At 69.1% G+C, this 11022-nt stretch carries 13 protein-coding genes; 9 read left to right on the top strand and 4 right to left on the bottom strand.

The window, feature by feature from the left end; genetic code table 11:
• The first annotated feature begins 20 nt into the window (after positions 1-20).
• Both ftsY and ACWICD_RS03475 read left to right on the top strand, forming a co-directional pair.
• Positions 21-893 carry a signal recognition particle-docking protein FtsY gene (ftsY, locus tag ACWICD_RS03480; protein WP_376127636.1) on the top strand — a complete coding sequence of 291 codons (873 nt, stop codon included), beginning with the start codon at positions 21-23 and terminating at the stop codon, positions 891-893.
• A 72-nt stretch (positions 894-965) separates the two neighbouring features.
• A complete protein-coding gene (locus ACWICD_RS03475; protein WP_376127634.1) occupies positions 966-1466 on the top strand; it encodes a DUF2004 domain-containing protein in 501 nt (166 codons plus the stop codon).
• Positions 1467-1659: 193 nt separating this feature from the next.
• Here ACWICD_RS03475 and lipA read toward each other — a convergent pair whose 3' ends face one another.
• Complete coding sequence (gene lipA / locus ACWICD_RS03470; protein ID WP_376127632.1) at positions 1660-2676, bottom strand: lipoyl synthase; 1017 nt, start codon at positions 2674-2676, stop codon at positions 1660-1662.
• Positions 2673-3329: a lipoyl(octanoyl) transferase LipB gene (gene lipB, locus ACWICD_RS03465; RefSeq protein WP_454139274.1), complete on the bottom strand. Its 657-nt coding sequence runs from the start codon at positions 3327-3329 to the stop codon at positions 2673-2675. Before lipB ends, lipA begins: the two co-directional genes overlap by 4 nt.
• A 52-nt stretch (positions 3330-3381) precedes the next feature.
• On the opposite strand from lipB, the gene ACWICD_RS03460 reads away from it, so the two are divergent.
• The gene (locus tag ACWICD_RS03460; RefSeq protein WP_454139273.1) at positions 3382-4353 is read left to right on the top strand and encodes a TetR family transcriptional regulator; all 972 of its coding nucleotides are present in this window, start codon (positions 3382-3384) and stop codon (positions 4351-4353) included.
• 176 nt (positions 4354-4529) lie between these two features.
• The gene (ffh, locus tag ACWICD_RS03455) at positions 4530-6086 is read left to right on the top strand and encodes a signal recognition particle protein (protein WP_376127626.1); all 1557 of its coding nucleotides are present in this window, start codon (positions 4530-4532) and stop codon (positions 6084-6086) included.
• Between the two features lie 35 nt (positions 6087-6121).
• Here ffh and ACWICD_RS03450 read toward each other — a convergent pair whose 3' ends face one another.
• On the bottom strand, positions 6122-7279 hold the full coding sequence (locus ACWICD_RS03450; RefSeq protein WP_376127624.1) for a glutamate--cysteine ligase: 1158 nt from the start codon (positions 7277-7279) through the stop codon (positions 6122-6124).
• A 189-nt stretch (positions 7280-7468) separates the two neighbouring features.
• Here ACWICD_RS03450 and rpsP point away from each other — a divergent pair, with 189 nt between their 5' ends.
• From rpsP to trmD, 4 genes are read left to right on the top strand one after another with little or no spacing between them, the layout of a single operon-like run.
• The gene (gene rpsP, locus ACWICD_RS03445; RefSeq protein WP_376127622.1) at positions 7469-7891 is read left to right on the top strand and encodes a 30S ribosomal protein S16; all 423 of its coding nucleotides are present in this window, start codon (positions 7469-7471) and stop codon (positions 7889-7891) included.
• Positions 7892-7895: 4 nt separating this feature from the next.
• Positions 7896-8126, top strand: coding sequence for an RNA-binding protein (locus tag ACWICD_RS03440; protein ID WP_376127620.1), 231 nt, complete (start codon positions 7896-7898; stop codon positions 8124-8126).
• The gene (gene rimM / locus ACWICD_RS03435; RefSeq protein ID WP_454139272.1) at positions 8126-8776 is read left to right on the top strand and encodes a ribosome maturation factor RimM; all 651 of its coding nucleotides are present in this window, start codon (positions 8126-8128) and stop codon (positions 8774-8776) included. The genes ACWICD_RS03440 and rimM overlap by 1 nt, the downstream gene beginning before the upstream one ends.
• A gap of 1 nt (position 8777) precedes the next feature.
• A complete protein-coding gene (trmD, locus tag ACWICD_RS03430; protein WP_454139271.1) occupies positions 8778-9515 on the top strand; it encodes a tRNA (guanosine(37)-N1)-methyltransferase TrmD in 738 nt (245 codons plus the stop codon).
• Here trmD and map read toward each other — a convergent pair.
• Positions 9512-10294 carry a type I methionyl aminopeptidase gene (map, locus tag ACWICD_RS03425; RefSeq protein ID WP_376127615.1) on the bottom strand — a complete coding sequence of 261 codons (783 nt, stop codon included), beginning with the start codon at positions 10292-10294 and terminating at the stop codon, positions 9512-9514. The two genes, trmD and map, sit on opposite strands and share 4 nt — an antisense overlap.
• 112 nt (positions 10295-10406) lie before the next feature.
• On the opposite strand from map, the gene ACWICD_RS03420 reads away from it, so the two are divergent.
• A complete protein-coding gene (locus ACWICD_RS03420) occupies positions 10407-10901 on the top strand; it encodes an MFS transporter permease (protein ID WP_376127613.1) in 495 nt (164 codons plus the stop codon).
• Positions 10902-11022 lie beyond the last annotated feature (121 nt).

Here is an 11022-nt window from a genome sequence, read left to right as displayed (position 1 = left end):
GGCCTCGTAGAGTTGGTGGCATGGCACAGAGCTCCTGGTCGCTGGGTCGCGCGCTGCGCGGCATGTTCGTCAAGCCCACGATCGACGAGAACACGTGGGAAGACCTCGAGACGGCGCTGCTGACGGCCGACTTCGGGCCCGACATCACCGAGAACATCGTCGACGAACTGCGCGACAAGGTCGAGAAGTTCCGCACGACCGATCCGGCCGATCTGCAGCGGATGCTCCGCGAGACCCTCGAGGAGCACTTCGCCAAGTTCGACACGACGCTGCGACTCACCGAGCGCCCGGCCGTCGTGCTCGTCGTCGGCGTGAACGGCGTCGGGAAGACGACGACGATCGGCAAGTTCGCGAAGTTCCTGCAGCGCTATGGGCGGTCGGTCGTCGTCGGCGCCGCCGACACGTTCCGCGCCGCCGCTGTCGACCAGCTCGCGACCTGGGCCGAGCGCGGAGGAGCCGCGATCGTGCGACCCGAGCACGAGGGTCAGGATCCGGCATCCGTCGCCTTCCAGACCATCGAGTACGCCAAGCGCACCGGCACCGAGATCGTGCTCGTCGACACGGCCGGCCGCCTGCACACGAAGGGCGGCCTCATGGACGAGCTCTCGAAGATCCGACGGGTCATCGAGAAGCAGGCGCCGATCAGCGAGGTGCTCCTCGTGCTGGATGCCACGACCGGCCAGAACGGCGTGATGCAGGCCCAGTCGTTCCTCGAACATGCCGGCGTCACGGGCCTCGTTCTGACGAAGCTCGACGGGTCCGCCAAGGGCGGGTTCGTGCTCGCCGTGCAGGAGAAGACGGGGATCCCCGTCAAGCTCCTCGGGCAGGGCGAGAGCATCGGCGACCTCACGGGCTTCACCCCGCACGTCTTCGCCGCGTCGCTGGTCGACTGAGCGCGGCATCCGACATCCTCGACTCGCCGTGCGGGACTATCGCACCGCGCGCCGTGCTGGTTTCATGGGGACATGGCGATCGAACACGACTACTTCGGGCTCCTCGAATCAGGACCCGATGGCTCGATCTTCTGGTCCGAGACGGTCGACCTCGGCGATCAGACGGTGACGGTCGATCTGACCGCTCCCGATCAGTCCGACGTGTCACCGGCGGCGCTCGACGTCGCGGCAGGGCTCATCTCGGGACTCGAGACGATCGACCGCAGCGCCCGCAACGCGATGGTGGCCGAACTCGATGACCGCACGAGCGAAGTGATCGAGTACATCCTGCAGCAGCAGGAGGAGCTCGGCGACGAACTCGAAGACCTGCTCGTGGACATCTCGGGCGATGTGCACATCGATGTGATCCGCTCGCTGCAGCTCATGAGCATGACGATCCTCGCCGACGAGCACGGGGGATCCGACCCGTTCGCCGTGCTCGAGTACGCGCTCGATCCCGACTCCACCGACGACGTTCTGCTGGTCAACCTGGGCACCGACGGCGACGTGCTCTCGGTCACGAGCGCCGACTGACAGCACCCTTTTACCGCGAGACTGCAACGGGGCGCCGAGAGAGCGGGCTCCACCCGCAGTCTCGGCGGTCGGTTGCAGTCTCGCGGGATCGTGCTCGCGGGATCCCGCTCGCCGGGTCCCGCTCGCCGGGTCCCGCTCGCGGGGTCCGCGCTCGCGGGATCGCGCTTCACCGGCTGTGCGTGGCGGGGCGGGGTCAGACGGCTTGTGCGAAGTCGGTCTCGGCGGTCTCGGCGAACTGCGAGAGGTGCGGCGGGATCTCGCGACCCTTCGCGAGCATCGACTGCGCCCACAGGCGCCCCGCGCGGTACGACGAGCGCACGAGCGGGCCGGCCAGCACGCCGAGGAATCCGATGCGCTCGGCCTCGAGCTTGAACTCGACGAACTCCGCCGGCTTCACCCAGCGCGCGACCGGCAGGTGCCGGGGCGTGGGACGCAGGTACTGCGTGATCGTGATGATGTCGGTGCCCGCCTCGTGGAGGTCGTGCAGCGCTTCGACGACTTCGTGCGGTTCCTCGCCCATGCCGAGGATGAGGTTCGACTTCGTGATGAGGCCCGCCGCTCGCGCCTGGGTCAGCACGTCGAGCGAACGCTCGTAGCGGAACGCGGGGCGGATGCGCTTGAAGATGCGCGGCACCGTCTCGACGTTGTGCGCGAAGACCTCCGGGCGTGCGCCGAAGATCTCCCCGAGCAGCGCGGGGTCCCCGTTGTGCTCGTTCGCGAGCAGCTCCACGCCCGTGTTCGGATTGCGGGCGTGGATCTGCCGCACCGTCTCGGCGTTGAGCCAGGCGCCCGTGTCGGGCAGGTCGTCACGGGCGACGCTCGTGACGGTCGCGTAGCGCAGGCCCATGCGCGTCACGCTCTCGGCGACGCGGCGGGGTTCGTCGGTGTCGTAGTCGGCCGGCTTGCCGGTGTCGATCTGGCAGAAGTCGCAGCGGCGCGTGCACTGCGAGCCGCCGATCAGGAACGTCGCCTCGCGGTCCTCCCAGCACTCGTAGATGTTGGGGCAGCCGGCCTCCTGGCACACGGTGTGCAGGCCCTCGTCCTTCACGAGCGACTGCAGCGCCGAGTACTCGGGCCCCATCTTCGCGCGCGTCTTGATCCACTCCGGCTTGCGCTCGATCGGCGTCTGCGCGTTGCGGATCTCCAGTCGAAGGAGCTTGCGGCCGTCGGGCGCCGTGTTCGCCGGTGCAGGCGCGCCGCACCCGCTCACGCGAGCACCCCCGCGTACTCGGCTTCGAAGGCGCCCGTGATCGTGTCGAGGATGTCGCGGGGAGCGACGTCGGCGCCCACCACCTCGCTGATGGTCGTGACCCCGGCATCCGCGATCCCGCACGGCACGATGCCGCGGAACCCCGCGAGCGTGTTGTCGCAGTTGACGGCGAAGCCGTGCATCGTGACCCCCTTCTCGACGCGCACGCCGATCGCCGCGACCTTGTCCTCGGACAGGGGGCGACGAACCCACACGCCGCTGCGCCCCGCGACCTGGTAGCCGTCGACGCCGTGCACGCGCAGCGCGTCGATCAGCAGGCGCTCGAGCCGGCGCACGTGCCCCACGACGTCGACGGGCTCGACGAGGCGCACGATCGGATACCCGACGAGCTGACCGGGGCCGTGCCACGTGATCTTGCCGCCGCGGTCGACGTCGATGACGGGTGTTCCGTCGAGCGGACGCTCATGGTCCTCCGTGCGCGTGCCCGCCGTGTACACGGCCTCATGTTCGAGAAGCAGGATCGTGTCGGGCCGGCGCCGCGCGACGACGTCGGCGTGAACCCGGCGCTGCAACTCCCAGCCGTCGAGATACGGGATGTAGACGGGGGCGATTCCCACGACGTCGATGTCGAGCACGGTACTCCTCTGGCGCATTGATGGATTGCGTCCAACAATACTCCCGCGGGAAGGGTCGTACCCTGAACGCATGGCAGCGGGTTCCGGCAGACCGAAGGCCTCGTCGCGGGAGACCCTCGCCGAGGCGGCGTGCGAACTGTTCCTCGAGCGGGGATTCGAGGCGACCTCGATCGTCGACATCGCGACACGTGCGGGCGTCAGCAGGTCGAGCTTCTTCAACTACTTCTCCTCCAAGTCCGACGTGCTGTGGGCCGGGCTCGACGAGCGGATCGGCCGGCTGGAGGCGCTGCTGGAGACGTGCGGGCCCGCGGGACTCGCGGCATCCGTCCTCTCGCTCGCGGACGGCTTCGTGCCGGACTCGCTCGCGCTGGCCGTCATCAACACGTCCGCGATGGGGCTCGAGGACGAACTGCCGCGCGAAGCGGCCCTCCGCCGGGCACGCATCGCGCGCGCCGTCGCGACGCACCTGCACGCGCACGGCGCGGACCGGGTCACCGCGGAGGTCGCCGGCGCCGCGTGGGGAGGCGCCGTGCTCGCAGCCCTCGAGACCTGGGCGCTCGATGGCGCGGGGCGCACGTCGCTCGCGCGATTCCTCGTGCTCGCGTGCGATGTGGCGGCGCGCACCCTCCCACCCGCACCGGAGGGTGCTGTCCGGCAGCTCCGGCTCGTCGTGCACGCGGCCGATTTCGACGAGGCGCTCGCGTTCTATCGGGATGAGGTGGGGATGCCGCAGGCCGAGGCCTACGAAGCCGACGGCGGCGCCCGGGTCGTGATCCTCGACGCGGGCAGGGCCACGCTCGAGCTCGCGAACTCCGCTCAGGTCTCTTTCATCGACGGGGTCGAGACCGACGACGGCACGAGCGATCGACTGCGCGTCGCGCTCGAGGTCGACGACACGGCCGGTGCCGTGGAGCGACTGGCCGCAGCGGGCGCCGAGGTCGAGGCATCCGCTCGCGAGACACCGTGGCGCTCGCTCAACGCCCGTCTGCGGGGCCCAGCCGATCTGCAGCTCACGCTCTTCCAGGAGCTCGGACCCGCGTAACCGGACGAACCCGGAATGCCGGACACGGACAGGGTGGCATCACCCCGACGATGACGGCGGCATGACCCCCGAGCTGCTCGCCGACGACGCTTCTGCAGGCTCAGCGACCGGTGGCACGTGAGCGAACGGAGGGTGGCTCGGCGGTCGGGTGCGGGGACGCGTAAACTTGGGGCATCATGGCGACTTTCGGCACACTCTCCGACCGGCTGACCGAGACCTTCCGGAATCTCCGGAAGAAGGGACAGCTCACTCCGGCCGACGTCGACGGCACCGTCCGCGAGATCCGCAGGGCGCTCCTCGACGCCGACGTGGCGCTGCCCGTCGTCAAGGACTTCACCGCCAAGGTGCGCGAGCGCGCACTCGGCGACGAGGTCAACCGCGCGCTCAACCCCGCGCAGCAGGTCGTGCAGATCGTCAACGAGGAGCTCGTGGCCATCCTCGGCGGTCAGCAGCGCCGCCTGCAGTTCGCGAAGAACCCGCCGACCGTCATCATGCTCGCGGGCCTGCAGGGCTCGGGCAAGACGACGTTCGCCGGCAAGCTCGCCCACCAGCTCGAGAAGGACGGTCACACGCCGCTGCTGATCGCCGCCGACCTGCAGCGCCCGAACGCCGTCAATCAGCTGCAGGTCGTCGCCGAGCGCGCGGGCGCCGCCATCTACGCGCCCGAGCCGGGCAACGGCGTGGGCGACCCCGTCAAGGTCGCGAAGGACGGCGTCGAGGTCGCGCGGCGCCAGCAGCACGACATCGTCATCATCGACACGGCCGGTCGCCTCGGCGTCGATGCCGAGCTCATGAAGCAGGCCGCGAACATCCGCAAGGCGACCGATCCCGACGAAGTCCTGTTCGTCATCGACGCCATGATCGGCCAGGACGCCGTCAACACGGCCAAGGCCTTCCAGGACGGCGTCGACTTCACCGGCGTCGTGCTGTCCAAGCTCGACGGCGATGCCCGCGGTGGCGCCGCGCTGTCGGTCGCATCGATCACGGGCCGCCCCATCATCTACGCCTCCACCGGCGAAGGGCTCGACGACCTCGAGGCGTTCCACCCCGACCGCATGGCGTCGCGCATCCTCGACCTCGGCGACATCCTGACCCTCATCGAGCAGGCGCAGCAGGCCTTCGACGAGGACGAGGCCATGAAGATGGCCGAGAAGCTCGCGACCGAGAGCTTCACGCTCGAGGACTTCCTCGAGCAGATGCAGCAGATCAAGAAGATGGGCTCGATGAAGAAGATGCTCGGGATGCTCCCGGGTATGGGCCAGATGAAGCAGCAGATCGACGACTTCGACGAGCGCGAGATCGATCGCACCGAGGCCATCATCCGCTCGATGACGCCGGTCGAGCGCCGCAACCCGAAGGTGCTCAACGGATCGCGGCGGCTGCGCATCGCGCGCGGCTCCGGCATGACGGTGACCGACGTCAACCAGCTCGTGCAGCGCTTCGACCAGGCCGCGAAGATGATGAAGACCGTCGCGCGCGGGGGAGTGCCGAGCATTCCGGGCATGGGTCCCGTCCCCGGCGGCGGTCGTCCCGGCGCGACGTCCAAGCGCGGCAAGAAGCAGAAGGCCAAGGGCTCGCGGTCGGGCAACCCCGCCAAGCGCGCCGCCGAGAACGCCGGGATCGCGGCCGAGCCGTCCGCTCCGACGGGCTCGGGGTTCGGGCTCGGCGGCGCGAAGGGCGCGCCGAGCGAAGAGGATCTCGCCGAACTGCAGAAGATGCTCGGCCGCGGCTGACCTCGGATTCCGGATGCTGCGCGCTCAGCGCATCCTCAGTGCTGGGCCAGGTGCTCGCGCAGCGTCGGGCCGGTGCGGAACTCGTGGATGAGGTGCTGCACGACCGCGCGCAGGTCGCCGTCGGAAGCATCCGCGACGAGGGTCTGGCGCGTTGCGCTCGAACCCTCGCTGAGGATCGACTCCAGACCGCCGAACTCGCGCGCGCACTTGAGCTCGACGGCGACGTCGTCGAGGCGTTCGATCGTCTCGCGCAGATGCTCCGTGACGGGACGCTGCGTGCCCTCGCGGTCGATGATGACATCGGCCTCGAGGCCGTAGCGGGCCGCGCGCCACTTGTTCTCGCGCGTGAACCAGGGCGGGAGGGTCGTGAGCTCCCGACCGGCGTCGAGCTCGCGCGAGAAGTGCTCGACGAGGGTCTGCACGAGGGCCGCGAGAGCGGCCAGCTCGGGAAGCGTCGACATGCCGTCGCACGCGCGGACCTCGATGGTCCCCCAGCGTGGTGCGGGCCGAATGTCCCAGCGCACTTCGGTCGGGTCGGCGATGACGCCGGTCGCGATCATCCCGCGCAGGTACTCCTCGTATTCGGCCCAGTCGCGCAGCGGCCAGGGCAGTCCGGCCGTCGGAAGCTGCTGGAAGACCAGGCTGCGGTTCGATGCGTAGCCCGTGCGCTCACCCGCCCAGAAGGGGCTCGAGGCCGACAGTGCCTGCAGGTGCGGAAGGTAGACCGAGAGGGCGTTGATGATGGGGAACACCTTCGTGACGTCGTCGACGCCGACGTGGATGTGGATGCCCCAGATCATCATGTTGCGGCCCCACCACTGGGTGCGCTCGATGAGCGTCTGGTAGCGGGTCTTCTCGGTGACCTGCTGGTCGTACCACTGCGCGAACGGATGGCTGCCCGCGCACAGCAGCTCGATGTCGAGTGGATCGGTGACGGTGCGGATCGCGGCGATCGCATCGGCGATGTCGTCGACCGCGGCGGCGACCGTGCTCCCGATGCCGCTGGTGATCTCGACGGTGTTCGTGAGCAGTTCCCCCGTGACGGTGTGCCGCTCGAGCGCCGTGGAATCGCCGAGCGCGTCGAGAACCGCGGGCGCCCGGGGGACGAGATCACCCGATTCCCGGTCGGCGAGCATGAGCTCCCATTCGAGCCCGACAGTAGAACGGGCAGATGTCGCGAAGGCCACCGTCATCCGCTCAGTCTCGCACGCGTCGACACGCGTCTCCGTGGTTTCGCGGCATCCCGTGTCATCTGGCAGAATAGAGGGCTGGACGCCTCATTCGACCCTCTATCCGATGCGGCGATCCACCTCCGAGCTCCCGCCGGGTGTGCACCCCACGCTCCAGGCGACGTTCATCCGCTTCCACACTTCAGGAGAATCGTGGCTGTCAAGATCCGTCTCAAGCGTTTCGGCAAGATCCGTGCGCCCTACTACCGCATCGTCGTCGCAGACTCGCGCACCAAGCGCGATGGCCGTGTCATCGAAGAGATCGGCAAGTACCACCCGACCGAGGAGCCCTCGATCATCGAGGTCGACTCCGACCGTGCCCAGCACTGGCTGAGCGTCGGCGCGCAGCCGACCGAGCAGGTCCTCGCGCTGCTCAAGCTGACGGGCGACTGGGGCAAGTTCAAGGGCGACGCGAACGCCGTGTCGACCGTGCGCACGGCTGCCGAGAAGGTGCCGTTCGAGATCGACGCCTCCAAGAAGTCCGTCGTCAAGCCCAAGGCCGAGAAGAAGGCCGAAGAGCCCGCGGCCGAGGCCGAGGCTGCAGCGCCCGCCGCCGACGCGACCGACGCAGAGTAAGACGTTGCTCGCCGCCGCGCTCGAACACGTCGTCAAGGGCATCGTCGATCATCCCGACGATGTCCGCATCCAGTCGTCCACGTCGCCCCGAGGCGACGTCCTGGAGGTGCGCGTGCACCCGGACGACCGGGGGCGTGTGATCGGGCGCGGCGGCCGAACGGCCAAGGCGCTGCGCACGCTCATCTCGTCGCTCGCGGACGGACGCCGCGTGCGCGTCGACGTCGCGGACGACTGATGACCGAGGAACCCACGGCGACCCCGGCGCACGACGACCGCTCGCCCAAGCCCGCGGCACCCGCTGGCCGCACCCAGCTCCGTGTGGGCCGCCTCGTCAAGGCGCACGGACTCAAGGGCGCTCTCAAGCTGGAGCTCTACACCGACGACCCCGACGGGCGGTTCGTTCCAGGAGCCGCCTTCACGCTGCAGGTGCCCGATTCCTCCCCGTGGCACGGCAAGCAGCTCACCGTCCGCGAGTTCCGGTGGATGAACTCGCACCCCGTCGCCTTCTTCGAGGGCGTCGATGACCGTTCCGCCGCCGAAGAGCTCATCCGCGCGATCCTCTGGGTGGATCAGGATGCCGCGGCGGTCTCGGCCGAAGACGATGCCTGGTACGACCACCAGCTGGTCGGCCTCGACGTCGTGCGCGATGCGACCGTCGTCGGTCGCGTGGTGCGCGTCGATCATCTGCCGGGGCAGGATCTGCTGGTCGTCGGCCTCGTCGACGGCCGCGAGGTGCTCGTGCCCTTCGTGTCGGCGATCGTGCCGGATGTGGACATCGCCGCCGGGCGGGTCGTCGTGACACCGCCCGCCGGGCTCTTCGAAGACCTCACGGTCGACGACGCGGCCGCTCCGCCCGCCGCCGAGGACGAGTCCGCGGAGGACTGACGTGAGCACTTCGGCGAGCTCAGCACATCGCACTTCGGCGAGCTCAGCACATCGCATCGACGTCGTCTCGATCTTCCCGTCGTTCTTCGACGTGCTCGAGGTCTCGCTGCTGGGCAGGGCCCGAGGCGCGGGCCTGCTCGATATCCGCGTGCACGACCTGCGCGAGCACACGCACGATCGTCATCGCACGGTCGACGACACACCGTACGGCGGTGGTGCGGGCATGGTGATGAAGCCCGAGCCGTGGGGCGAAGCCCTCGATGCGATCGTCGCGGATGCCGCATCCGCACCCCTGTTCGTGTTCCCGTCGCCCGCCGGCGAGCGATTCACTCAGGCGACCGCACGGGAGTTCGCCGCCGCGCCGCACCTGGTCTTCGGCTGCGGTCGCTACGAGGGCATCGACGAGCGTGTCTTCGCGTATGCGGCGACCCTCGGCGAGGTGCGGCTGGTGAGCCTCGGCGACTATGTCCTGAACGGGGGAGAAGTCGCCGCGATGGCGATGATCGAGGCCGCCGGCCGGCTCATCCCCGGCGTCGTCGGGAACCCCGAGAGTCTCGTCGAGGAGTCTCACGAAGCCGGGCTGCTCGAGTACCCGTCCTACACCAAGCCGGCATCGTGGCGGGGGCACGACGTCCCGGACGTCCTGCTGAGCGGCCACCACGGCAAAGTGGCGCAGTGGCGCCGCGATCAGCAGCTCGAACGTACCCGCGAACGTCGGCCCGACCTGCTGGCCGACTAGGAGACGCCGAGGAACGAGCGGTCGGTGAGCACGACCGGCCCGTCCTCCGTGACGGCGATCGTGTGTTCGCAGTGCGCACCGCGCGATCCGTCGATCGAGCGCAGGGTCCATCCGTCCGGATCGGTCACGAGCTTGTCGGTCGTCTGCAGGAACCACGGCTCGAGCGCGACCACGAGGCCCGCGCGCAGCGGGTATCCACGGCCGGGCTTGCCGTCGTTGGGGATGTGCGGGTCGCCGTGCATGATGCGGCCGACTCCGTGGCCGCCGAAATCCGTGTTGATCGAGTAGCCGTCCGCGCGAGCGACCTCGGCGATCGCGTGGGAGATGTCCCCGACACGGTGCCCGACACCCGCGGCGGCGATCGCTGCGCTCAGGGCGCGTTCGGTCGTGTCGATGAGGGCGAGGTCTTCGTCGCGGGGCGTGCCGACGACGAACGAGATGGCGCTGTCGGCGACCCAGCCGTCGACCGAGACCGCGAAGTCGAGCGACACGAGGTCGCCGTCGCGCAGCGCGTAGTCGTGGGGGAGACCGTGCAGCACGGCATCGTTGATCGACGTGCAGATCACTTTGCCGAACGGGCTGGCGCCGAACGAGGGGTGGTAGTCGATGTAGCACGAGGTGGCTCCGGCGCGGCGGATGAGCTCATGCGCGCGGCGATCGATCGCGAGGAGGTTCGTGCCCACCCTGGTCTCGTCACGCAACGTCGCCAGGGTCTCGGCGACGAATCGTCCTGCCGGTCGCATCGCTTCGATCTCGGCGGGAGTGCGCAGTTCGATCATGGGTGTCCTCTCATCGACTTCGTCCATTCTGTCGGACGCATCGCGGGGAATCTGCTGTGTCCTTGCCGGCGCACCGCGCCGCACGCCTCGAGCGCGGCGTAGCATCGAGGACATGTGGTTGCGACGCGCGTTCTTCGGCTGGCTCATCCCGGCCGCATTCGTGCTGCCCCTGTGGCTGCTCATCGGCTGGGGCGTCTTCAATGCCGGCGCGTGGGCTTTCCTCTGGGTGCTCTTCCTCGCGATCCCCGGCGTGTTCGTCTGGCAGCTCGTGCTGACCCTGCTCATCCGTGCCCGAGGAACCGTCCGTGCGCATCGCGCCGTGACCTGGCCCGACGTCGCCGGTCTGACGGTGTGGCACCTGCTCGTCATCGCCCTGGGCTTTTTCGATCCGAACTGGTGGGCGCTCACGCTCGTCGCCGCGATCGTCGTGGGCCTCGGCCTGTTCTGGTTCGAGCTGTCCCAGTTGTGGAGTCAGGCCAAGCCCTCGGGCTTCCTGCTGCGCACCACGAGCGGCGTGGGCTACATCCCGCCCACGACGACCAGGTCCGACCCCGAGCCGGAGGACGTCATCATCATCACCGAGAAGCCCGGCACGACACGCGGCTGACCTCGCGGCCGCCTCATTTTGGCGGCATCCGTCATTCGTGGCAGAATAGCTGTTTGTGTCCTGATCCGGCTCTGCCTCAGGGGAGCCCGCCATTCGGATCCATGCCGATGGCTTCGGACAC

The sequence above is a fragment of the Microbacterium sp. NPDC055357 genome (genome assembly GCF_053644835.1).
Note: the sequence above shows the minus strand (reverse complement) of the source record. Positions and strands in the feature narration are given on the sequence as shown.

Excerpts from the sequence above, each read along its gene's own strand:
- ftsY (WP_376127636.1), top strand. The coding sequence starts at position 21 with ATGGCACAGAGCTCCTGGTCGCTGGGTCGCGCGCTGCGCGGCATGTTC.
- ACWICD_RS03475 (WP_376127634.1), top strand. The coding sequence starts at position 966 with ATGGCGATCGAACACGACTACTTCGGGCTCCTCGAATCAGGACCCGAT.
- lipB (WP_454139274.1), bottom strand. The coding sequence starts at position 3,329 with ATGCGCCAGAGGAGTACCGTGCTCGACATCGACGTCGTGGGAATCGCC.
- ACWICD_RS03460 (WP_454139273.1), top strand. The coding sequence starts at position 3,382 with ATGGCAGCGGGTTCCGGCAGACCGAAGGCCTCGTCGCGGGAGACCCTC.
- ffh (WP_376127626.1), top strand. The coding sequence starts at position 4,530 with ATGGCGACTTTCGGCACACTCTCCGACCGGCTGACCGAGACCTTCCGG.
- ACWICD_RS03450 (WP_376127624.1), bottom strand. The coding sequence starts at position 7,279 with ATGACGGTGGCCTTCGCGACATCTGCCCGTTCTACTGTCGGGCTCGAA.
- rimM (WP_454139272.1), top strand. The coding sequence starts at position 8,126 with ATGACCGAGGAACCCACGGCGACCCCGGCGCACGACGACCGCTCGCCC.
- map (WP_376127615.1), bottom strand. The coding sequence starts at position 10,294 with ATGATCGAACTGCGCACTCCCGCCGAGATCGAAGCGATGCGACCGGCA.
- ACWICD_RS03420 (WP_376127613.1), top strand. The coding sequence starts at position 10,407 with ATGTGGTTGCGACGCGCGTTCTTCGGCTGGCTCATCCCGGCCGCATTC.